Origin of the sequence: Lichenihabitans sp. PAMC28606 (genome assembly GCF_020616535.1) — a bacterium.
Taxonomy (GTDB): domain Bacteria; phylum Pseudomonadota; class Alphaproteobacteria; order Rhizobiales; family Beijerinckiaceae; genus Lichenihabitans; species Lichenihabitans psoromatis.
This window is the reverse complement of the sequence record NZ_CP085136.1, coordinates 4,101,401-4,123,498: the sequence shown is the minus strand read 5'-3', so window position 1 is coordinate 4,123,498 and position 22,098 is coordinate 4,101,401. Positions and strand designations below refer to the sequence as shown.

Annotated in this window: 19 protein-coding genes; 8 read left to right on the top strand and 11 right to left on the bottom strand. The window is 63.1% G+C overall.

Translation table 11 applies throughout. The features are described 5' to 3' along the window. Positions 1 to 17 precede the first annotated feature (17 nt). Positions 18 to 635, bottom strand: a complete 618-nt coding sequence (locus LGH83_RS19395; protein WP_131119643.1) for a helix-turn-helix domain-containing protein — start codon at positions 633 to 635, stop codon at positions 18 to 20. Between the two features lie 302 nt (positions 636 to 937). On the opposite strand from LGH83_RS19395, the gene LGH83_RS19390 reads away from it, so the two are divergent. Together LGH83_RS19390 and LGH83_RS19385 are read left to right on the top strand one after the other, a co-directional pair. Beyond that, a complete protein-coding gene (locus tag LGH83_RS19390; protein ID WP_131115315.1) occupies positions 938 to 1,756 on the top strand; it encodes a UDP-2,3-diacylglucosamine diphosphatase in 819 nt (272 codons plus the stop codon). After that, complete coding sequence (locus tag LGH83_RS19385) at positions 1,756 to 2,799, top strand: glycosyltransferase family 1 protein (protein ID WP_319799578.1); 1,044 nt, start codon at positions 1,756 to 1,758, stop codon at positions 2,797 to 2,799. Before LGH83_RS19390 ends, LGH83_RS19385 begins: the two co-directional genes overlap by 1 nt. A 122-nt stretch (positions 2,800 to 2,921) precedes the next feature. On the opposite strand, the gene LGH83_RS19380 is transcribed toward LGH83_RS19385, so the two are convergent. Further along, positions 2,922 to 5,606: a DNA translocase FtsK gene (locus LGH83_RS19380; protein ID WP_227400039.1), complete on the bottom strand. Its 2,685-nt coding sequence runs from the start codon at positions 5,604 to 5,606 to the stop codon at positions 2,922 to 2,924. Positions 5,607 to 5,917: 311 nt separating this feature from the next. Between LGH83_RS19380 and LGH83_RS19375 the strand changes: the two genes are divergently transcribed. From LGH83_RS19375 to LGH83_RS19360, 4 genes are all read left to right on the top strand, one after another. Further along, positions 5,918 to 7,984 (top strand): ATP-dependent helicase, encoded by a 2,067-nt coding sequence (locus LGH83_RS19375; protein WP_227400038.1) that lies wholly within the window; start codon positions 5,918 to 5,920, stop codon positions 7,982 to 7,984. A gap of 56 nt (positions 7,985 to 8,040) precedes the next feature. After that, a complete protein-coding gene (gene dinB, locus LGH83_RS19370) occupies positions 8,041 to 9,165 on the top strand; it encodes a DNA polymerase IV (RefSeq protein ID WP_227400037.1) in 1,125 nt (374 codons plus the stop codon). A gap of 78 nt (positions 9,166 to 9,243) precedes the next feature. Beyond that, positions 9,244 to 10,215, top strand: coding sequence for a glutathione S-transferase family protein (locus LGH83_RS19365; RefSeq protein WP_227400036.1), 972 nt, complete (start codon positions 9,244 to 9,246; stop codon positions 10,213 to 10,215). Positions 10,216 to 10,338: 123 nt separating this feature from the next. Further along, positions 10,339 to 10,980 (top strand): ParA family protein, encoded by a 642-nt coding sequence (locus tag LGH83_RS19360; RefSeq protein ID WP_227400035.1) that lies wholly within the window; start codon positions 10,339 to 10,341, stop codon positions 10,978 to 10,980. Positions 10,981 to 11,018: 38 nt separating this feature from the next. Here the strand turns inward: LGH83_RS19360 and LGH83_RS19355 are convergent, their stop codons facing one another. Beyond that, a complete protein-coding gene (locus LGH83_RS19355) occupies positions 11,019 to 11,960 on the bottom strand; it encodes a TIM44-like domain-containing protein (RefSeq protein ID WP_227401928.1) in 942 nt (313 codons plus the stop codon). A 318-nt stretch (positions 11,961 to 12,278) separates the two neighbouring features. Between LGH83_RS19355 and LGH83_RS19350 the strand changes: the two genes are divergently transcribed. Further along, on the top strand, positions 12,279 to 12,923 hold the full coding sequence (locus LGH83_RS19350) for a phosphatase PAP2 family protein (RefSeq protein WP_227400034.1): 645 nt from the start codon (positions 12,279 to 12,281) through the stop codon (positions 12,921 to 12,923). After that, positions 12,920 to 13,507, top strand: coding sequence for a transcriptional regulator (locus tag LGH83_RS19345; RefSeq protein ID WP_227400033.1), 588 nt, complete (start codon positions 12,920 to 12,922; stop codon positions 13,505 to 13,507). Before LGH83_RS19350 ends, LGH83_RS19345 begins: the two co-directional genes overlap by 4 nt. Here the strand turns inward: LGH83_RS19345 and LGH83_RS19340 are convergent. From LGH83_RS19340 to LGH83_RS19305, 8 genes are all read right to left on the bottom strand, one after another. Next, complete coding sequence (locus LGH83_RS19340; protein ID WP_227400032.1) at positions 13,484 to 15,439, bottom strand: FAD-dependent oxidoreductase; 1,956 nt, start codon at positions 15,437 to 15,439, stop codon at positions 13,484 to 13,486. The two genes, LGH83_RS19345 and LGH83_RS19340, sit on opposite strands and share 24 nt — an antisense overlap. Before the next feature lie 34 nt (positions 15,440 to 15,473). Further along, the gene (locus LGH83_RS19335) at positions 15,474 to 16,547 is read right to left on the bottom strand and encodes an aromatic ring-hydroxylating oxygenase subunit alpha (protein ID WP_227400031.1); all 1,074 of its coding nucleotides are present in this window, start codon (positions 16,545 to 16,547) and stop codon (positions 15,474 to 15,476) included. 33 nt (positions 16,548 to 16,580) lie between these two features. Continuing rightward, positions 16,581 to 17,342, bottom strand: a complete 762-nt coding sequence (locus LGH83_RS19330; RefSeq protein ID WP_227400030.1) for a class II aldolase/adducin family protein — start codon at positions 17,340 to 17,342, stop codon at positions 16,581 to 16,583. Positions 17,343 to 17,352: 10 nt separating this feature from the next. Next, positions 17,353 to 18,207 carry a sugar phosphate isomerase/epimerase family protein gene (locus LGH83_RS19325; protein ID WP_227400029.1) on the bottom strand — a complete coding sequence of 285 codons (855 nt, stop codon included), beginning with the start codon at positions 18,205 to 18,207 and terminating at the stop codon, positions 17,353 to 17,355. Between the two features lie 2 nt (positions 18,208 to 18,209). Next, positions 18,210 to 19,229, bottom strand: a complete 1,020-nt coding sequence (locus LGH83_RS19320; RefSeq protein ID WP_227400028.1) for a fatty acid desaturase — start codon at positions 19,227 to 19,229, stop codon at positions 18,210 to 18,212. A 24-nt stretch (positions 19,230 to 19,253) separates the two neighbouring features. After that, entirely contained in the window at positions 19,254 to 20,054 is an 801-nt protein-coding gene (locus tag LGH83_RS19315) for an ABC transporter permease (protein ID WP_227400027.1), read from the bottom strand. Next, complete coding sequence (locus LGH83_RS19310) at positions 20,051 to 20,890, bottom strand: ABC transporter permease (protein WP_227400026.1); 840 nt, start codon at positions 20,888 to 20,890, stop codon at positions 20,051 to 20,053. Before LGH83_RS19310 ends, LGH83_RS19315 begins: the two co-directional genes overlap by 4 nt. 83 nt (positions 20,891 to 20,973) lie before the next feature. Beyond that, entirely contained in the window at positions 20,974 to 22,089 is a 1,116-nt protein-coding gene (locus tag LGH83_RS19305; RefSeq protein WP_227400025.1) for an ABC transporter substrate-binding protein, read from the bottom strand. Positions 22,090 to 22,098 lie beyond the last annotated feature (9 nt).

Sequence of the window (22,098 nt, the reverse complement as noted above, 5' to 3'; positions counted from 1 at the left end):
AGCGGCGTCGAGCCGCCCTATTCCATGACGGCCGCCTTCAGAATACAAACCATGGTGGCGCGCGCGAACTCGCCCGATCGATTGCGAATCGTGTGCGGACGGTCGCACCGGTAGCGAAGCGTCTCGCCAGCGCGAACGCGATCGGTCGCGCCCGCGACTTCAACCTCCAACTCGCCCTCGATGACGGACAGACATTCGATCGAGCCGCGCTGATGCGCCTCCGAATCCAGCATGCCGCCCGGATCGGCCGAAAAATCATACCATTGCAGCCATTCGACCGTCTTGATCCAACCGATGATGGCCAACCGACACCGGCCATCGTCCGAAACAAGCATCGGCGTATCGCCTCGGCTCGATTTCTCAACGAAAGGCTCATCCTCGGCCGCCTGCAGCACCCGGTCGATCGAGATGTCGAGAGCCTGTGCGAGTCGCCAGATGGTCGCGAGCGTCGGGTTGGTCTCGTTACGCTCGATCTGACTGATGATGGATTTGGCGACGCCGGATTGTTCGGACAGTTCGGACAACGATAAGTTGTAGGCTTTGCGGAGACGCTGAACCGTCTTCCCGAGTTGGCCTGAAACCGCGATGGCCCCCGCCTCGAGAGCTTTCGCTTTGTCCCGTCCTTCGACGCCCATCGGAAACGCACCTGCAAGTTGATCGTCGAACAAGCGCAAGCTTTGAGCCGTCCAGCCTTCGCAGCCGTTTGCCATTCTAAACGATTTTGTTTGGATTATCGAACGAAACTTTGAATCATTCCGGTTTGACAATGTCGAGCTCGAGGCTGGCCCACCCGTCGCCTCGTTGCCAAATTGGCGCTCTGAGCAGGATTTTGGGCTTATCCCGCACCGCAGCGGTGCCGAAGCTTCAATTTCGGGGCAATGTCACATCAGTGCCATGCCGCTGGGGACATGAGATACCAATCAGGGATTTTGGCTGGATGACGGCGATGACCCAAGACATTCGACATTTTCGATCGCTTTTCATTTCGGACCTGCACCTTGGAACCAAGGGATGTCAGGCCGGGCTCTTGCTCGACTTTCTCAAGCGGCACGACGCCGATACGATCTATCTCGTCGGTGACATCATTGACGGCTGGCGGCTACGGAGTGGGTGGTATTGGCCCCAGCTTCACAATGACATTCTGCAGAAGCTGCTGCGGAAGGTCCGCAAGGGCGCCCGCATGGTCTACATCCCTGGCAACCACGATGAATTCGCCCGCGAATATGTCGGCTATAATTTCGGCGGCGTCGAGATCATGCGCGACACCACCCATGTGACGGCGGACGGTCGGCGCTTCCTCGTCACCCATGGCGACGACTTCGATATCGTGGTCAGACATGCCCGCTGGCTCGCGCTTCTCGGCGACTGGGCCTATGAGGCGGCGCTGAAGACCAACACCTATTTCAACATCGTGCGGCGACGTCTCGGCTTTCCATATTGGTCTTTCTCGGCCTGGGCCAAGCTCAAGGTGAAAAACGCCGTCAACTTCATCGGATCGTTCGAGACGGCACTCGCCGAGCAGGCGCTGAAACACAATGTCGATGGCGTGATCTGCGGCCACATCCACCATGCCGTCATCCGGGAGATCAACGGCATCACCTACATCAACACCGGCGACTTCGTTGAATCCTGCTCGGTGGTGGTCGAACATTACGACGGCAGTTTCGAGATCATCCGCTGGTTGATGCTGGGTCCGAGCATGGAAGCCGAGCCTGCCGACGTTGATGATCTGGGACAGGCGAAAGTCGCAGCCTGATGCGGATCGTTATTGCGACCGATGCTTGGCATCCGCAGGTCAATGGCGTGGTACGGTCGATCGAAGCGATGGCAAAAGCGGCGCGTCCACTCGGTGCCGAGGTCGAGTTCCTGACGCCGGAGGGGTTTGCCTCGGTCAGCATGCCGACCTATCCCGACATCCAGCTGGCCTTCGCGACATCACCTGCCGTGGCACGGCGGATGGCGGATCTGAAACCGGACCATATTCATATTGCGACCGAAGGCCCTATCGGCCTTGCGACCCGTCACTATTGCCGCCGGGCCGGGCTGGTCTTCACCACCAGCTACCACACGCAATTTCCCGATTATATCGCGGCGCGCGCTCCGATTCCGAAGCGTCTGACATTTGCGGCTTTGCGCTGGTTTCATAACGGCAGCGCCGGAACCATGGTATCGACCGGCAGTATCGAGCGCGAATTGACCGCCAATGGCTTCCGCAACCTGATGCGCTGGTCGCGCGGCGTCGACCACGACATGTTCAAGCCACGCGCGATATCCGTTCTCGACCTGCCCCGCCCCATCTTTCTCTCGGTTGGCCGTGTTGCAGTTGAAAAAAATGTCGAGGCATTCCTGTCGCTCGACCTGCCCGGCTCGAAGGTTGTCGTCGGCGATGGTCCGGCGCGGGAGGATTTGCAGGCGCGTTTCCCCGATGTCACATTTCTCGGCATGCAGACCGGCGAGGCCCTTGCGGCGATCTACGCGAGCGCCGACGTCTTCGTCTTTCCCAGCCGAACCGACACGTTCGGAATCGTGCTGCTCGAAGCGCTGGCGAGCGGTCTTCCGGTCGCGGCCTATCCGGTGCCCGGCCCGAACGACGTGATCGGAGAGAGTGACGTTGGGGTCCTGGACGAGAATCTGGAACTCGCCTGTCGCAAGGCCCTGACGGTGGCGCGCGACAAGGCACGAGCTTTCGCACTGAGGTTCACCTGGACCGAAAGCGCCCGGCAATTCCTCAACAATGTCATCCTGGCGCGAAGCGCCAGCCCGCAGCCGCTGGCGCAGCGAATTTCCGACGTCGCTTAGGGCTTCGGCCCGCGTGTGCCTCTACTGGAGATCCGGCGCGGCCTTTTCGAACGTGCCGACACATTGGCAGGCACCGACGGGTCGCCCATGAGGCTGCCGTCGGCGCTGATTACGCGGATGCGTCAGGCGTCCTCGGCCTCGTCCGGAAGGTCGATGTTGATGGTCCGCATGTCGCGGCTGTAGATCAGGATTTCGCGCTTCCCCGCATGGTTGGCAGGCGCCACGATGCCTTCCTTTTCCATCCGTTCGACGAGCGACGCGGCCTTGTTGTACCCCACCGAGAGGCGGCGTTGGATGTAGGAGGTCGAGCACTTCTTGTCGCGCAACACCACTTTGACGGCTTGCTCGTAAAGATCGTTGCCATCCTCGCTCATGGCGCTTTTGTCGAACACGGCGCTGTCTTCGGTGCCTTCCTCGCCCGCGGCGGCGTCGGCGGTCTGCTCGGTATCGTCGACCGTGACGTCGAGATATTCGGGCTGACCCTGCGTCTTCAGATGTGCGACGACGAGCTCCACCTCATGGTCGGACACGAAGGGGCCATGCACGCGGCTGATGCGCCCGCCGCCCATCATATGCAGCATGTCGCCCTGCCCGAGCAGTTGCTCGGCGCCCTGCTCGCCCAAGATCGTGCGCGAGTCGATCTTGGACGTGACCTGGAACGAGATGCGGGTCGGGAAATTGGCCTTGATGGTGCCGGTAATGACGTCGACCGAGGGGCGTTGCGTCGCCATGATGAGATGGATGCCGGCCGCGCGCGCCATCTGGGCGAGTCGCTGGATCGCGCCTTCGATCTCCTTGCCGGCCACCATCATCAGGTCGGCCATCTCGTCGACGATGACGACGATATAGGGCAGGACCGTGAGATCCATTTCTTCAAGCTCGAAGATCGGTTCGCCGCTTTGGCGATCGAACCCCGTCTGGACCGTGCGGGTGATGACTTCGCCCTTGGCCTTCGCCTCGGCGACCCGGACGTTGAACCCGTCGATGTTGCGGACACCGACCTTGGACATCTTCTTGTAGCGATCCTCCATCTCGCGCACGGCCCATTTCAGCGCCACGACGGCCTTTTTTGGATCGGTCACGACCGGGGTCAGGAGATGCGGGATGCCGTCATAGACCGACAGCTCCAGCATTTTGGGATCGACCATGATGAGGCGGCACTCTTCCGGCTTGAGCCGATAGAGCAGCGACAGGATCATGGTGTTGATCGCGACGGACTTGCCCGAGCCTGTGGTACCGGCGACGAGCAGATGCGGCATCCGGGCCAGATCCACGATGACGGGTTCACCGCCGATCGTCTTGCCGAGCGCGATCGCCAGCTTATGCTTGGATTGCGAGAAATCCTCCGATGCTACGAGTTCACGCAGGTAGACCGTGTCGCGACGCTGGTTCGGCAATTCGATGCCGATGACGTTGCGGCCCTGGACGACGGCGACACGGGCCGAAATGGCCGACATCGACCGGGCGATATCATCCGCGAGGCCGACCACGCGGGAGGATTTGATGCCCGGCGCGGGTTCGAGCTCATACAGCGTCACGACCGGACCGGGCCGCACGTTGATGATCTCGCCGCGAATGCCGAAATCCTCGAGGACCCCTTCGAGCAAGCGCGCGTGCTGCTCCAACGCATCGCGCGTCATCACGACGCCGGTCGACTTCACCGGCTCGATCAGAAGATCGAGCGGCGGATGCTCATAGACCCATTCGCCGCGCGGGCCCCGGACGCGGATCGGTTTGGCGGTCTGGTGCAAATTGCCCATCATCGACAGATGCAAAGCGTTGATGGGCGGCATCGATGGGCGGATCATCTCGACGACGCTGGACGCGACGGCCGCCAGGGGAGCAGGCGCTTCCGCCAAGCTCTCATCGATCAGATCGTCGTCATCGCCGTTCTGTTCATCGCTTTCGATCGCGTCCGGTTCCACATCGACATCCTCCTGCGGCAGAGGCGCGTCGACCACCTGAGTGGCGCTCAGGAATCCCGCGAGAGCCTCGCGGACATTGTCCTGCTCTGCAGGAATGACCGGCAGCGCGATGGCGCCGAGCAGGACGACGCGGCCCCACGGCTGAACCAGATGCGTCTCCACGTCGAGGTCGTCGTCGCCGAGCAAAATGGTCGCATCCGTTTCCACCGCAGGCATTACGCCGGCGATGTCGTCGTCCACAGCGACGGCCAGTCGGCCGACCTCAAAAGCCTCAGCCATGACCCCGTCGATCGCGTCTTGTGTCGTCGCGTTCGGGGAAATTGTCGAAGGCGCATCTGCGGCAACTTCCGGCTCAATGCGTGACAGAATGCGATCCGGTGTCCGCGTATTGCGAACGTTGGGCGGCAGCACGTAAGGGCTTCGGTCGAACGAGGAGGTGACGGCCGCAATCGGCGCAGACGCCTCATCTCGCCTGTCGCGATCCTCACGCGCTTGCTGCAGGTTGACGACCTCATCGTCTTTGAGAGGGCCGACCTGTGCCCACATCCCTCTCTCTTGCATGAGGATATGGTCGGGCGTTCGGGTAAACCGCACATTCGTCGGGTCTTTGAAAGGCTCCAGCCACGGCGGGATGACGAATCGCAGATCGGGGTTCTCAGAGATGGTAGCGCCGGAGGGGACGGCGGGCGCGGCGCGAAGCTGGTCGGCGGGTGATTGCCCCGCCGCCATCATTTGCGCCAGGTAGTTCTGCAACCAGGTTTCGACATTGCCGGTGATGTGGCCGAGCATGGCGGTGTAGAGCGCCTGCCAATCGGCCATATCTCGCGCCGACGCCGTCGAATTGGCGGTCGAGCGACCGGTCCCCTGATCCACGGGAGGCATGATCATATCTTTCGGAGGATGCATGAGAAAGGCTGCATGGGAGACATCGAAAACCGGCGACCGGCGATGACTCACCATGAATTGTTGACCTTAACAGCTCCTTAGAGAGCCCCGCGTCGCCCATCCCACAAGCGGGCATTTTGGTCGGGACGGGTGAGGCGCATCCACCCGCTCGGCTTGGCGATTCTCCTTTGCGTCACGCGACAAAATCCACTTTGGCTGAACCGACGTTTCTCGACGCCGCTTGAGGACTTGCGAACAAAACAGGAAACCTGTCTCCTCACTCCAGTGTCGAGGAGGCCGAATCGCCCGTGTCTGCCGCCTATTTGACCAAGCTCAACGCCGAACAGCGGCTCGCCGTCGAATATGGCGTCGGTCGCGCGGCCGAGACAGCGCCTTTGCTGGTCATCGCCGGGGCGGGGTCGGGCAAAACCAACACGCTCGCGCATCGGGTCGCCCATCTCATCGTCAATGGCGCAGACCCGCGTCGCATCCTGCTGCTCACCTTCTCGCGCCGCGCCGCCTCCGAGATGCGGAAGCGGGTCGAGCGACTCTCGGCCGAGGTGATGGGCCGAGATGCCAGCGTCATGACCGATGCCCTGACCTGGGCCGGTACCTTCCACGGCATCGGCGCCCGCCTGCTTCGCCTCTACGCCGATCAACTTGGACTCGATCCGGCATTCACGATCCATGATCGGGAGGATTCGGCCGATCTGATGAACCTCGTTCGCCACGAGCTCGGATTTTCGAAAACCGCAAAGCGTTTTCCAACCAAAGGCACCTGCCTCGCCATCTACTCGCGGGTCGTGAATGCCGAGATGCCCCTCGACGAGGTGCTGCGGCGGACGTTCCCCTGGTGTTCCGGCTGGAGCCGTGAATTACGGGACCTGTTCGGCGCCTTCGTGGACGCGAAACAACACCAGAACGTCCTGGACTACGACGATCTGCTGCTGTGCTGGGCCCAGGCTGTCGCCGACGCGACATTGGCGGCCGACATGGGCGAGCGGTTCGATCATGTGCTGATCGACGAATATCAGGACACCAACCGCCTGCAATCCTCGATCCTGCTCGGCATGAAGCCGGATGGCCAAGGGTTGACTGTCGTGGGCGACGACGCCCAATCGATCTATTCGTTCCGCGCCGCGACGGTGCGGAATATCCTCGACTTTCCGGCTCGGTTTTCGCCCCCGGCTCGTGTCATCACGCTCGATCGGAATTATCGATCCACACAGCCCATCCTCACGGCCGCCAACGCGACCATCAGCCTTGCGGCGGAGCGTTTCACAAAAAATCTCTGGACGGAGCGCGCCTCGACCGAAAAGCCGCATCTCGTCACGGTCCGCGACGAATCCGGGCAGGCGCAATATGTGGTCGAGCGCGTGCTCGAAAATCGCGAAGGCGGTATCGCGCTGAAACAGCAGGCCGTGCTGTTCCGGACCTCCCATCACAGCGGCCCCCTCGAGGTCGAGCTCGTCCGCCGCAACATTCCCTTTGTGAAATTCGGCGGCCTCAAGTTCCTCGATGCGGCACACGTCAAGGACATGCTGGCCTTGCTCCGCTGGATCGAAAACCCGCGTGACCGGGTGGCCGGCTTCCGTGTCCTGCAGTTGATGCCAGGTGTCGGGCCCGGCGCGGCTCAACGCGTGCTCGATCGGCTCGCCGATGCGGCCGACATCGACACAGCGTTCCGCGAAGCTCCCGCCCCACCGCGTGCCGGGCCGGACTGGACGGATTTTCTGCATGTCGTCGGCCTGATACGCTCTGGCCAGCCCGGCTGGCCGGCCGAGATCGAGCTCGCACGGCTTTGGTATGCGCCGCATCTCGAGCGCATGCACGACGATGCGGCGACGCGGCAGGCGGACCTGTTGCAACTGGAGCAGATCGCTGCCGGTTATCCGTCTCGCGAGCGGTTTCTGACCGAACTGACGCTCGATCCACCGGACGCCACGAGCGATCAGGCTGGGGTTCCCTTGCGTGACGAGGATTATCTCATTCTGTCGACCATTCATTCGGCCAAGGGTCAGGAATGGCGGTCGGTCTTCGTGTTGAACGTGGTCGATGGCTGCATCCCGTCGGATCTCGGCACCGGCACCCAGGATGAGATCGAGGAAGAGCGCCGCCTGCTGTATGTCGCGATGACACGGGCGAAGGACGACCTGCATCTGCTGGTTCCGCAGCGGTTCTTCACCCACGGGCAATCAGCGATGGGCGATCGGCACGTCTATGCGGCACGGACGCGCTTTCTCCCCTCATCGCTTCTGCCGCTGTTCGCGCTCGGCACATGGCCCCGCGCGAGCCAACAGCCTGAACGCGAGACGAGCGGACGGCAGAGCGTTCGGATCGACCTCGGCGCGCGCCTGCGCGGCATGTGGACCTAGCGGGCCATGCGCGATTCCCGCCCAAGGCTGGAAGCGTTCGGCGCGGCCTGCCCCTCATGATGGCCGTCGGAGAGCCCGCCTCGACCCGCGACGCGGCCGCGGAGACCGACGCCGAGCCACACCGGAAGATCATTCATGTCGACATGGATGCCTTTTTCGCGTCGGTCGAGCAGCGAGATAATCCGGACCTTCGGGGCAAACCCGTCGCGGTCGGCGGATCGCGAGAACGCGGCGTCGTGGCGGCCGCGAGCTACGAGGCGCGTTCCTTCGGGGTCCATTCGGCCATGGCATCCGTTACGGCGCGGCGGAAATGCCCCGACCTGATCTTCGTCAAGCCGCGTTTCGAGATTTATAAGGAGGTCTCGCAGCAGATCCGTGAGATCTTTGCCGAACATACCCTGCTCATCGAGCCTCTGTCGCTCGACGAGGCCTATCTCGATGTTACCGAGAATCTGCGGGGTCTCGCCTCGGCAACCGCAATCGCGGAAGACATCCGGTCAAAGATTCGCGCCACGACCGGCCTGACGGCTTCGGCCGGCGTCTCCTACAACAAATTTCTAGCCAAGCTCGCCTCCGACTATCGCAAGCCAGACGGCCTCTTCGTCATCACGCCGCGTATGGGGGCGAGCTTCGTCGAGACCTTGGCGGTCGGTAAATTTCACGGCGTCGGCCCTGTCACAGCCGCTAAGATGAACCGACTTGGCATCGCGACGGGGCTGGATCTCCGCCAGCAGACGCTGGCGTTCCTGCAGGCGCATTTTGGCAAATCCGGCCCGTACTATTACGCGGTGGCGCGCGGCATCGACCATCGGCCGGTGCGGGCCGATCGCATTCGCAAATCGGTCGGAGCCGAAAATACTTTTTCGAGCGATCTCACTGCGATCGACGCCATGCGCGACAATCTGCAGCCGATCTTCGACAAGGTCTGGCGCCATTGCGAGGGAAGCGGCGCGCGCGGCTCGACCGTGACCCTGAAGGTCAAATATGCCGACTTTCAGCTCATCACGCGCAGCCGCTCGGTCGCGACGCCCGTTGCGAGCCGAGCCACAATCGAGGCAATCAGCTTTGCCCTGCTCGACGCGCTTGTTCCTTTCGAAAAGGGCGTGCGTCTGCTCGGCGTGTCGCTCTCCAATTTCCGCCATGAGGCACCGGCCGCCGCACAACTCGATCTCGATCTCTGACCCTGGTCCGACGAGAAAACGATCGACTCGACGAACGTCGTCATGGTGCAGTCCCGGTGCACGAAAAAGGATCATCCCATGGGACTTCTGGTCGACGGCGTCTGGCACGATCAATGGTACGACACGGGCGCGACGGGCGGCCGCTTCATCCGCAAAGACAGCGCTTATCGGCATTGGATCACGCCGTCCGGCAGCCCCGGCCCTACCGGCAAAGGAGGCTACGCGGCCGAACCGGGCCGCTATCTGCTCTATGTCAGCCTGGCCTGTCCCTGGGCACACCGCACTTTGATCGCCCGCGCCCTCAAAGGGCTCGAGGGCAGCATCGACATCGCCGTCACGCACTGGCTGATGCGGCAGGATGGGTGGACCTTCCACGCAGGACCGGGCGTCATTCCCGATCCGATCCACGGCGCGCAGGTTCTGCATGAAGTCTATACGGCGGCCGACCCGCATTACAGCGGACGCGTCACCGTCCCGGTCTTGTGGGATCGCCAGACCGGCACGATCGTCAATAACGAATCAGCCGATATCATTCGCATGCTCGGCACGGCCTTTGACGAGGCTGGGGCAAGGTCAGGTGATCTCTACCCCGCAAACCTGCGTGAGGAAATCGACGGTTTGAATGCCCGGATCTACGACACGCTGAACAATGGCGTCTACAAGGCCGGGTTTGCAACCACACAGGGCGCCTATGAGGAGGCGGTCGCCCCCCTTTTCGAGACCCTGACTTGGCTGGATAAACGGCTGGCGGACAATCGCTACCTCTGTGGGCCGCATCTCACCGAGGCCGACATCCGCCTCTTCACAACACTCATTCGTTTCGATGCGGTCTATGTCGGCCACTTCAAATGCAACCTACGTCGCATCGTCGACTATCCGAACCTCATCGCCTACACGCGCGATCTCTACCAGACGCCGGGGTTCGGATCGACCGTGAACCTCGATCACATCAAGCATCATTATTACGAGAGCCATCCAACCATCAATCCGACCGGCATCGTCCCCCTTGGACCACTGCTCGATTTCAGCGCCCCGCACGGGCGCGGTTAACATCAGGCCTCGCGCAGCGGGAGGTCCACAACACTCTCGTGAGGACGATCGCGGTTCAGACTTGCGGCAAAGCTTTGTCCCAGACTAAGCCAGAGCAAAGCTGCAGTTGACGAAGGGTCATCCATGCAAGTCATCGCGGTCGGACAGAGCAAAGGCGGGGTTGGCAAAACCACTCTTGCGATCAACGTCGCCGGAGAATTGGTCAAACTCGGGCGTTCAGTCACGCTCGTCGATGCCGACCCGCAAGGTTGTGCCGTGCAATGGGCCGAGCCGCGCAAGCTCGGCTTCAGTGTCCGTCAGGAGCTCGTTGGCCTCCGCAACGTCTCGCTGTGGATCCGCAACGTGCTCAAGACGTCGGGCGACATCGTGATCGTCGACATGCCGTCCGGCTTCGGCATCACGTTTGAGACAGCCGTGCTGATCTCGGACCTCGTGGTGATCCCATGCGGCCCGTCGAGCCTCGATCTGAACTCGGCCAAGAAGACGATCTTGAAAGCGAGAGAATCGACCCGCGTCGATCCCGATATGCGATTGAAGGTGGTTCTCGCGCCGACCCGCGTCGATCTCGAGACGGACGAAGGACAGCAGATCAGCGATGCGCTCACCGATCTCGGCGAGACTGTGAGCCCGTATCTCAGCTACGACGTCGACTATGTGCGATCGTTCGCGGCCGGCAAGCCCGTATCGACCTTCGCGCCCGGAAAGCCGGTCGACCGCGAGGTTCAAGCTCTGACGAGCTTTCTCCTGCGGTCGATCCCGTCATAGCCATGCGGCCAGCGTAACCAAGCAGCGCACTGTGGCGATCAGGCCGTCTGTTGGACGGCCGAGAGCAACCAGGGGCCGCCATTGTCTCGACGGAACGTCCACAACTCGGCAACCTCGCTTCGCTGGTTGGGGTTGCCATCGACGACGCGACCGGAGGTTCGATCCACCATCGTGTCACGCGCGTCGAAGCGCATTGCGACGGTCGCGAAATCGGCTCCGCCCTCGCGCCAAGCTTCGGACAAGTCGCCCTGCAACAGCTTGACGTCTGCGATGTCGTTCCGCACGCCGCGGGCGCGGTTCGCGTCGAGATCGGCGCCGAAGTAGCGCAGGATTTCCGGCGTCGTCAGCCGTGACAGCGCATTGGTGTCCTCACGGCTGAAGGCGGTCTGGATCGAGATCAGTGCTTGTTCAAACGCAGCGAAATCCTGCGGCTGAACAGCCAACGGCACCGTGGCGGGTCGAGCCGGCTGCGAGCCGCCTCCGAAGCCGCCGAACCCGCTGCGGGCCTGCATCGACGGGCCGCTTGCCATAGAGGGCGTTGCGGAGCGCGAGCGGAACCAGCGCATCGCCAGCATGACGACGCCGGCAATCAAAGCGAACTGGAACAGCAGCCCAAAGAGCGAGCCGATGCCGTTGAGGCCGCCAAAAAACCCGCCACCGCCCAACATGCCGAACAGGCCGGCGCCGAGAAGGCCCGCCGCGAGCCCGGTGCCGAAACCGCCGAAGCGACGCGGTTGAGCCGCATTGCCGGCGAAGCCGCTGGAAGCTGGGGTTTCGGTCCGCTGGAATGGCTGTGCCGCACGCGGCGCTGTCGCGGTGGACGGCGGCATGCTGTAGGTCCGTGCGCCGCGCGAGCCGAAGCTGAACCCGCCGCCGGCGCGCGCCTCAGCCGAATGAATGCCAATCGGCGCCGCAGCCAGCAGTGCAAGCGCCAGAAGGCCGCCCCTCACCACCGCATTCGAACGCTTGCGCGAAAACATCATCGTGATCCCGTTGCCGTCGAAGCCACCTCTCCGACTTATGTAGCAAGTGGTGACGATTGGGGCATCGGCGCAAGGTATCTGAGCGGGGGGATGGATTAACATTAGGCAATGTGCCAACACGGCGCGCATCCATAAACAGCGTCGCTGTCGCGATCGACACGAAGAGTTGCACGCGTCTCCCCAGATCCGTCCTCAGTGCCGCCTCAATGTTGCCGATGAGAAGGCGACGTTTCATCAACACCTCTCAAATCACGAGGTGCACTGCAGGAAGGCGGCTCTGTGCTCGACAGGCGATCCACTCTCATCGCGTCAGTTTTGTTTCTCATCTGCCTGCTCGCTCTCGTCCTGATCGATCAACCGGTTGCCATCTGGGCCGCGCATTTATCGCCACGGGTCGTGCGAGCGGGGTTCTTCGTCACCTGGTTCGGAACATCCGGCTACATGTTTTTGGCATCGGCTCTCGTGGCGCTCGCGGCATTTGTGCTTCGCCGGAATGAATCCAGCCGCATCACACGGGAGCGCCTGACTCTGCTGGCACGGCGAGCCGTGTTCTTCGTCCTTGCGATCGCGGTCTCGGGCCTCGCTGTCCAAGGTCTCAAACACATCATCGGCCGGGCGAGACCAAGGCTCATCGAGCAGTTGGGAGCCTTCTCCCTGCATCCGTTCAGTTGGCCGAACGATTTCGCCAGCTTCCCGTCCGGCCATACGACGTCCGCTTTCGCGGCCGCGACCGCACTTGCGTTGATGATGCCGCGCGCGCGTTGGGGCTTGTTGGTCTGCGCCGTCGCGATCGGCATCTCACGGGTGGTGGTGAATGCCCATTACCCCAGCGACGTGCTGGCCGGCGCGGCGCTCGGCACGAGCGTGACGCTGCTTCTGGCGCGCAGCATGGTGCGGCGGGGCCTCGCGCTGTTTCCGCAGTCTGCAAGGCTTAGCTGGTCAAGCGGTAAGCCGGGATGAGCAGGATCGCGTTCCTGGACTTCGAGGCTTCGTCGCTGGGCAAGAAAAGCTACCCGATCGAAGTCGCCTGGGTATTCGATGACGGGAGCTCCGAAGCCACCCTGATCCGTCCGGCTCCGGGCTGGACCGATTGGGCAAGCGACGCGGAAGCCATTCATGGCATCCCGCGCGATCTCCTCCTCAGCGAGGGTCAACCGCATGATGTGGTCGGAAGGAGGATGATCGCGTGTCTGACGGGCCACACGCTCTATGCGAGCGCACCGTCCTGGGACGGGCAGTGGCTCAGCCGGCTGCTGCGTGCCGCCGATCTGCCTCGCCATGCTCTGCGGTTGCAGGATACGGACGAGGCCCAACGACGCGTTGTGATCGAGACATGCCGAGCGGCGGGCTTGTCGCCCGGCCAGCAGAACAGCGTCCTGAATGAGGTTCTGTCGGCAGCGGCGCGGGACGGACAAGCGGATGGTCCACCGGCCCATCGGGCGCTCGCCGATGCACGGCAGGAGTACGAGCGCTGGCGCGCGATCCGACACGCGACCGAAACTGCCGTCCGGGCGCTTGCCTCAGAGCTCCCAGGCGGCCCTTAAGCCCTCCAGCACCGCTTCTTCAGCGGTGCGCGGCGTCATGCAATCGCCGATGATATGCAGGTTGCCCGCAAAGCCGACGAGTTGAGCCTCGAGCGTCGTCTCGGCGTCGTGGCCGAGCGACAGCACCAGCGTGTCGATCCCGTCCACGATGATCGGCGTTTTGCCCGACACATGAGAGAGATAGACCGTGTCGGCATCGACGCCGTAGAGTTCGGCATAGGGGATGACCTCGATGCCGAGATCATGCAGCACGCCGGCCCAGTGGTCCCGCACATAGGATTGGATGCGCTGGCCGGGCATATAGCCGGTGACCGCGAGCCTCACCTTGCAGCCGGCGCGGGCGAGTTTTTCCGCCACGCCCATGCCGATCCAATCGCAGCGCCAATCCGCCACCAGCACGGAGGCGCCGACGTTGACCTGGTCGCGCAGCACCTGCCACGCATCGACCACATGGGCGGTTTCGGCACCCGGCACCTCGGGTCGGCGCGGCAAGGCGCCGGTCGCAAGGATGATCGCATCGGGCTTCTCGCGCCCAACGAGGTCGGCGTCGACGCGGGTGCGCTTGACGATGCGGACCCCGGCCTGCTCGGCTTCGTGCGTCAGGTTGGTGACAATGCCACCGAACTCGCTTCGGCGTGGCAGCAATTGTGCCAACAGGGCTTGGCCGCCGAGCCGATCGGACGCCTCGTAGAGCGTAACGTCATGGCCACGTGACGCCGCCACCGCAGCGGCTTTGAGGCCGCCCGGGCCACCCCCAGCAACCAGCACGCGCTTCCGAATGGCGGCGGGTGTGATCCGGCCGTAGCGCAATTCGCGACCTGTTTCCGGATGTTGGATGCAGGAGATCGGAACGCCGAGCTGGAAATGCCCGATGCAGGCCTGGTTGCAAGCAATGCAGGCCCGGATATCGTCGAAGCAATTTTGCTCGGCCTTGTTGGGCATCTCCGGATCGCAAATCAGCGCGCGCGTCATGCCGACCATGTCGGCCTCGCCCCTAGCGATCAGCCGGTCGGCATCCTGCGGCTGGTTCACGCGGCCGGTGTAGAACACAGGTGTCGACACCTGTCGCTTGATCGCGGCAGCGGCCGGGGCTCCATAGCCGCTGGCGAACGCCATGGCGGGCGCAATATGCAGCGCCCCGCCGAAACTCGCGGATGAGCCGACCGTCAGGTTGAAATAATCGAAGCTGCCGTCGAGGGACTTCAGAGCGGCGAGGACCTCTTCGGCCGTCAAACCGTGCAGGTCGGAATCCTCGGTGCTGAACCGCAAACCGAGGATGAAATCAGGCCCGGTGGCGCGTCGGATCGCCGCCACGACGTCCCGGATGAAGCGGAGCCGGTTGTCGAAACTGCCGCCGTAGAGGTCGTCGCGGATGTTGACGCGGGGATTGACGAATTGGGCCGGCAGGTAGCCATGGCTGCCGACGACCTCGACCCCATCGAGCCCGGCGGCTTCCAGCCGCGCGGCGGCGGCGCCGAACCCCTCGACGATCTCGTCGATCATCACGCGGCTCATGGCGCGCGGCATCACGTGGAAGCGCTGATTTGGCACCGCCGATGGCGCATAGGCGACGGGGGCCGTCCCTTCGGCGGTTTCCATGATCTCGCGACCGGGATGAAACAGCTGGCCGAATACGGTCGCGCCCTGAGCATGGCAGGCTTCGGCGAGCCGTCGATAGCCCGGAATGCAGGCGTCGCTCGTCGCCATCAGCAGATGAGAGGTGTAGCGCGCTGTCTCGTGCACGCCCGCGACCTGGATCACGATGAGACCGGCGCCGCCTTCGGCCCTGGCGGTCTGGTAGGCCACCAGCGCATCGTTCGGGACGAAGGCGGTGGGCAGCGTCGTGTCATGCCCGGTCGACATGATCCGGTTCTTGATCGTGGTCCGGCGGATGGTCAGCGGGCTGTAGAGATGGGCGAGCGACGCCGTCATCGGGCAACCCGGTGCAGCCGTTGCGACGCCCGCATCACTCGGCCGCGATGCTGTGCAGGGGGCGCGAGCCGCCAAGGTCCTCGCGGACCATGTCCTGGAAGCCCTTCACGGCCATCTCGTATTTCGGCGACAGGGGGCCGCGCTCGTAAATACCGGCATCGAGATTCCGCTGCACGCCGGTGATGATATCGAGGTCCTCCGACACGATCTCGGCCGACCATGCGACGGACTTGCGGTTCTCCTCGGCCTTCTCGGGCGACACGTCGTTGAAGAAATACCAGTTGATATGCTTGATCCGTCCGGGTCCGAGCGGCTCGATCGTTGCGATGGAACTTCCCCAGTCGTAGAGGTTCAGCATCAGGAACGGGAAGCGGTAGAAATATAGGCCGCGCGTCAGGCCGCCTTCGCGTTTGGGCGCGTGCAGGTGAAAGAACCGCTCCTTCTGATAGGTGTCGATCCGGTAATTCTCGATATCCATGGCGGCACAGAGCCCCGGATGCATCGTCCGGCAATGGTAGCATTCGAGATAATTCTCGCCGTAGGTCTTCCAATCCACCGCACAATCGCGGTTCTTTGACATGAAATAATGCTGCTGCTCGAGCGGGTAGCTTTCGGCCATGGCATGGATGGGTCCGAGCCATTCGACGAGGGTCGGACCGTCGGCCTTCAGCCGCACGAAGATCAGACCGCGCCATTCTTCGGCGTCGATCGCGTAGAGGCTCCAGGCCTCCGGATCGAACGTCGCGTCGGAGCCGAAGTCGCTCGCTTTGTTAAGCCGCCCCGCGCGCGTGTAGCTCCAGCTATGGTAGGGGCACACGACGAGCTTGCCGCAATGACCGCTCTCCTCGGTCAACAGCTGCGCCCCGCGATGCCGGCAGACGTTGTGGAACGCCCGGATGCCGCCCGCGTCGTCGCGGATGACGAAGACCGGATAGCCCGCGACCGTGCCGGTCACGTAATCGCCCGGCTGCTTCAAACGCTCCGACCAGGAGAACAACATCCAGTTGCGGGCGAAGATCTCTTGCCGCTCGCGCTCGTAGACAGCCGGGTCGCGGTAGTCGCGCGACGGAAGCGTCCAATCGAAGTCGGTCTGGACAATCTGGCTCATGGGAGTTCCAAGGCTGGAGGTTGGGCGGCGGGCTTACGATCGGTAGGACGGATCGAGCGTGTCGAGCAGGCGGAGATGCGCGGCCCATTCGAGTTTCAGATCGCCATCGTCGAAAGCCATCTGGTCATATTGAGCGCCGACGCGCTCGCAGACCTCCTTGGGCGGGATCACGAGGGGTGTGCCCATCGACAGTGTCGCGACCTGCACCTCGCAGGCCATGTTCAGATAGAACATGAGGCTGAAGGCTTCGGCGACGGTCCGGCCGACCGTCAGCAGGCCGTGGTTCCGAAGAATGACGCCGCAAAACGAGCCGAGATCCTTGATGATGCGCTGGCGCTCGTCGAGATCGAGCGCGATCCCCTCATAGTCGTGGGTCCCCAGCCGACCATAGAATTGCAGCGCGATCTGGCTGAGCGGCATCAACCCATCCTTGGTGACAGAGACAGCCATGCCGGCGCGCGTATGGGTGTGGATCACGCAGGCCGCGTCGTGGCGCGCCATATGGACGGCGCTATGGATCGTGAAGCCGGCGGGATTGACGCGATGCGGGCTGTCACCGACCTTGTTGCCGTCCACGTCGATCTTGACCAGCGACGAGGCGGTGATCTCCTCCCAGCGGTAGCCGTAGGGATTGATCAGAAAGTGGCCCGGCTCGCCCGGTACGCGCACGGTCGAATGGGTGTAGATCAGATCGGTCATCTTATAATGCGCGAGCAGCCGGTAGCAGGCCGCGAGTTCCACCCGTTGCTCCCACTCAGCGGACCGAGTCTCGATATTCAGTGTCGTGACCGTCATCGGATCAACCTCATTGCCGCATCATGTCGGTGGCGAGCGCGGCCGTCCAATCGTCCCGCGCCCATTGTTTCAGCAAATGCGCCTCGGCCCAGCGGTCGGAGAGTTCGTCCCCGTTCTGGTCCGTGATCGCATAATCGCGCGGGCCGAGTTCGCAGAGAAAAATGCAATCCGCGTCCGGCGCAAAGCGGGTCTGCCAGCTTTGGAACCCCTGCCGCCACCAGGCGCGAAACGTCTCGATCCAGACGCGATGCTGCGGGAAATGCAGCGGCAGTTGCACCTGGCAGCGATTCGCGACCCGGCCTTGAAAGGAGTCCGATCGATCGAGGATGCGGCCCACATAATCCTGATAGTCCGACGTGATCGGCTGCATCATCTCGCGGTCGACCACGTAATGCGACAGGTCCGCACTGAGGCGCATCTCGGGAATGGCGTCCATCAGCAGCAGGGTCGAAAAGAGGTCGTTGGTGATGCAGTTGCGGTGCGTTTCAAACTGCAACGGCACACCCTCCTCCGCCGCAATCGCCAGCCAGCCCCGGATCACGGGGATCATGTCGGCGACCGCAAGCGGCATCACCTGCCCAATCACGATGCAGAACGGCGAGCCGATGTCACGCGCGAGCCGCAACGCCGGCCGCAGATCCTCGATGGAGGTCGGAAAGGCGGTCAGCAGCCCTTTCAGCCCCGTTCGGTTAAATTCGGGCACGACGGCGCGCGCCGCCTCGAGATCCATGGCGCCGAGGTCGATCGCCATGCCGTCGAAGCCGGCGTCGCGGACACGATCGAACCGTTCGGCCACGGGACGCTCCGGCACGCCGGGTCGTCGCTGCTCGGTCGCCCACAAAGACTGATAGATCCGCAGGGGCATCGTCAGCCTTGCTTTGCGGGATTGCCGCTGGCGTGTCGCACGCGCGGGGCGACCGGCTCGAGATCGGTGTCGTCGCTGATCCAGATCGCGTCATCGGGGTAATCGGCTTCGGTGCGACCGTTCCAGAAGGCGCGGACCACCGCCCATTGAAACGAGAGATACGACATCGTCGGCGGCTTACGGCCTTTCTCGACGAAGATCTCCTGGTGCAGCGTCGGCAATTGATAGCAGGGCACGCCCGGAAAGGCATGATGGGCGGTGTGGTACTGCATGTTCCACGCCATCCAGCGCATCACCGCATTGGTGCGGGTCGACCGGGTATTCTGAACGATGGTGTCGACATGCGGCAGGCCGAGATGCTCGATCGTGTTCTGCAATTGATGCACCGGCTTCAAGGCCAGCATCGGCAACAGCCAAAGCTCGATGGCCAGCCAGCTCCCAGTCGCGATCGACAGCGCCGCGAGAGCGGCATAGCCGGCCACATGCCATCGCGCCTCGCGGATGACCTCGGGCTTGCGACCCTCCGGAATATACGGCTCGGTCACGATGCCGAGCGCGAAGCGGATGACGCGTCGCACGCGCGTGTACCAATAGGTCGGGCCAAGCACCCAGAGCAGATAGGAGGTCAGTGTGTAACGATCGCGCGTGAGTTCCCCATCGCCCTCCCAATCCTGCGTGTATCGGTGATGGGCGAAATGCTGGATCTGATCGAAATCGCGCGGGTAGATCAGGATGAAACCGAAGAGCCGGCCGAAGATCTCGTTGAGCTTTTTGGTTCGGAACACGGTCCAATGGCTGAGTTCGTGTTGCCCCGCGTAAAGAAAGTTGATCAGGGTGCCGTGTAGCAGAAACGGCAGCACGGCCCACCACGTCCCCCACGTCGAGGCCAGCGCCGTCCCGGTGACCGCGAGCGCTCCGAGATGGGTTCCGAGTTGCCGAAAGCCTCGCGCGTCGGATTTGACGCTGAGAGCTTTCAATCGGGCCGGGGCGATCATGTCGCGGCGGCCGAAGACTTCATCCATGGGGGGCCTCGTCTTTTCGTGTGTTCATGCGGGGTGTTGACGCTGCAGCAGCATGCGGCCGGTCAGCGCCAGGGTCGTGATGACGATCAGCACCACCGAAATGGCAGCGATCGCGGGATCGATGTTGTCGTGCACGCCCATCCACATCATGCGGGGGAGCGTGATGGCATTGACGCTGGTGACGAAAAGCGTGACGCCGATCTCCTCCCAGGACAGCACGAAGGCCATCAGGGCCGCGGTCAGCACGCCGAAACGGATGTTGGGCAGGATGATGCCGAACACGCGCTGGCTGATCGACGCGCCGAGCCCGCGCGCCGCCAGATCGATGCGCCGGTCGACCTGCGCCAAAGCGACCAGGATCAGCACCAGTGCGAACGGCACGATCATGACGACATGCGCGAGCGTGACGCCGAGCCACGTGTCGTAGCCGACGAGATCGTTGATCTGCGACAGCGAGGTGAGAAAAAAATACAGCACCATGGCCGACACGACGGGTGGCACGATCATGGGCAGCAGCACGATGCCGACCAGCAGCGCCGCGAACCGCGGTTGAAACATCCAGATGCCGAGCCCGAAGGCCAGCGCCAAGCTGGTGGCCACCACGCTGCTGACGATACCAATGCGAAGGCTCAGCAGCATGCTGCGGCCCCAGTCCGGATTGTCGATCAGGTCGCGGTAATGGATCAGCGATAGTTCGCCCTTCGGCATAGTGAGGAAGCGCGCCGGCGTGAACGAAATCGGCACCACCGCGAGCAGAGGCAGCAACAGAAACGCCGCCACAAGGGCCGCCAGAATGAGCGCGATGGGTCCCGGGCGCTGAATCATCGCGCGCTCCCCATCAAGGCCGGGCGCGCCAACCTGAACAGCAGCGCCATCAGGATGCCGACGATCAACACCAGCACGACGCTGACGGCGGCGCCGAGACCCCAATCGGGGCTTTGGAACATGCGGAGGTAGACGAGTTCGGCCACCATGATGCTGCGCCCACCGCCCAGGATTGCGGGGGTCACGAAGAAGCCGAGCGTGAAGACGAAGACGATCAGCCCCGCCCCAATGACGCCCGACGCCGTCATCGGTAGAAACACCGACCAGAAGATCCGCAGCCGCGATGCCCCCAAGCCGCGCGCCGCCAGCAGCACCCGCTCGTCCACCGCGCGCATGGCCGAGGCGAGCGGGAAGACCGCGAAGGGAATCAGCACATGCGTCATGCCGAGAATGACGCTGGCTTCGTTGCGGGAGAGTTGGAGCGGACTGTCGATCAACCCCGCGCCCATCAACCACGCATTGATGAGGCCTCGGTTCGAGAGCAGCGCCAGCCAGCCGAACGCGCGGGTCAGGACCGAGATCCAGAACGGGATCAGAATGCAGAGTTCGGCGATGCTGCGTTGCAGCCGGCTTCCGCGGACCCAGACGTAGGTGATCGCGTAAGCCGAAACGACCGACACGACGGTCACGATCGCGCAGATCCGGAACGTCCGCAGGAACACCGATAGGACGAGGCTATCCCCGGTCAGCCGTTCATATTGACCGAGGCCGGGCGTCGGCAGCGTGACGCTCCATTCCGCAATGCCGAGGAACGGCAGCAGGTAGACGAGCGTCAGGAATGCCAGCAACGGGCCGAGAAGCAGCAGACTGGCAAGGCGCGGGGCGGACGCTCGCATCGGGTTCGGGTTCGTCTCTTAGGTTGTCGGGCTGTCGCGGCCTCCGAAGACAAGCCGCCGGACTCTCCGGCGGCTCGCATGGGTCAGGCCGAAATGATCTTTGTGTAGGTATCGAGGGCCGCGCCGTAATTTTCGGCGTACCAGGGCATGTCGAGCGCGATCTGCTTCGTCATGTTGGCGGGATCGACCGGATTATACTTCTGCTGATCGACGGGAATCAGCGCATCGGTAGCGGGGTTCGCCGGCCCCTGCCCGAGCATGTCGAACATCACGAGTTGCTTCTTGGGATCGGTGGTGCTCGCGATGAACGACATGGCGTTGGCTTTGCCACCAGGGTTGTTCTTGATGACCGCCAGCGCGCCCGGCGAGATAAGACCCTGGTCCCAGATGAATTTCACCTGGCCACTTGGGTCCTTGTCGAGCAGGCTCGCGCGGGTCGACCAGATCAGCCCCATCGAGGCATCGCCGCTCAGCATCACCTGCTGGCTTTCGGCGCCGCCTCCCCAGTAGGAGGAGACATTCTCCTTGAAGGCCGCGATCTTGTCATGAGCCCGCTTGAGGTCGAGCGGATAGAGCTTCTCGGGCGCGACGCCATCGGCCAGCAGCGCCGCCTCCCACATGCCGACGCCCCATTTATACATCGAGCGCTTGCCGGGGAACTTCTTCACGTCGAAGAAATCGGCCATGCCGGTCGGCGGATTCTTGCCGAACTTCTGCGCGTCATAGGCGATGATATACGAGAAGAAGTAGGTCGAGGCCGCGTAGTCCCAGGCGAAGCCGGGCCGCATCTTGGCCTTGTCGACGACCGTATAGTCGATCGGCTCGATCATGCCCTGATGGCCGAGCGAGATCGCCGAAAACGGGTCTGCATCGACGAGATCCCATGTTGGCTTGCCGCTCTTGAACTGCGCCGTGATGGCGCCTTCGGTCGGTCCCGTGCCGTCTTCCTTGACCGTGATGCCGGTGGCTTTCTGAAATGCCTGACCATAGGCCGCGTCATACGCTTTGAGAGCGTCGCCACCCCAATTGACGAGAACGAGCTGCCCATCGGCCGCTCGGGCCCCGCCAGCCCGCAGCGCCAGGGGCGCGCCCGCCAGCACCATGGCGGCGATCTGCGCAAAGCGACGGCGGCTGATCTCGCCGCGCTCGACCTTGCCGGCCAAAATCTCGAGACAGTCTTTTTGAAAGGCGTCGTTCATCAGCGTGCT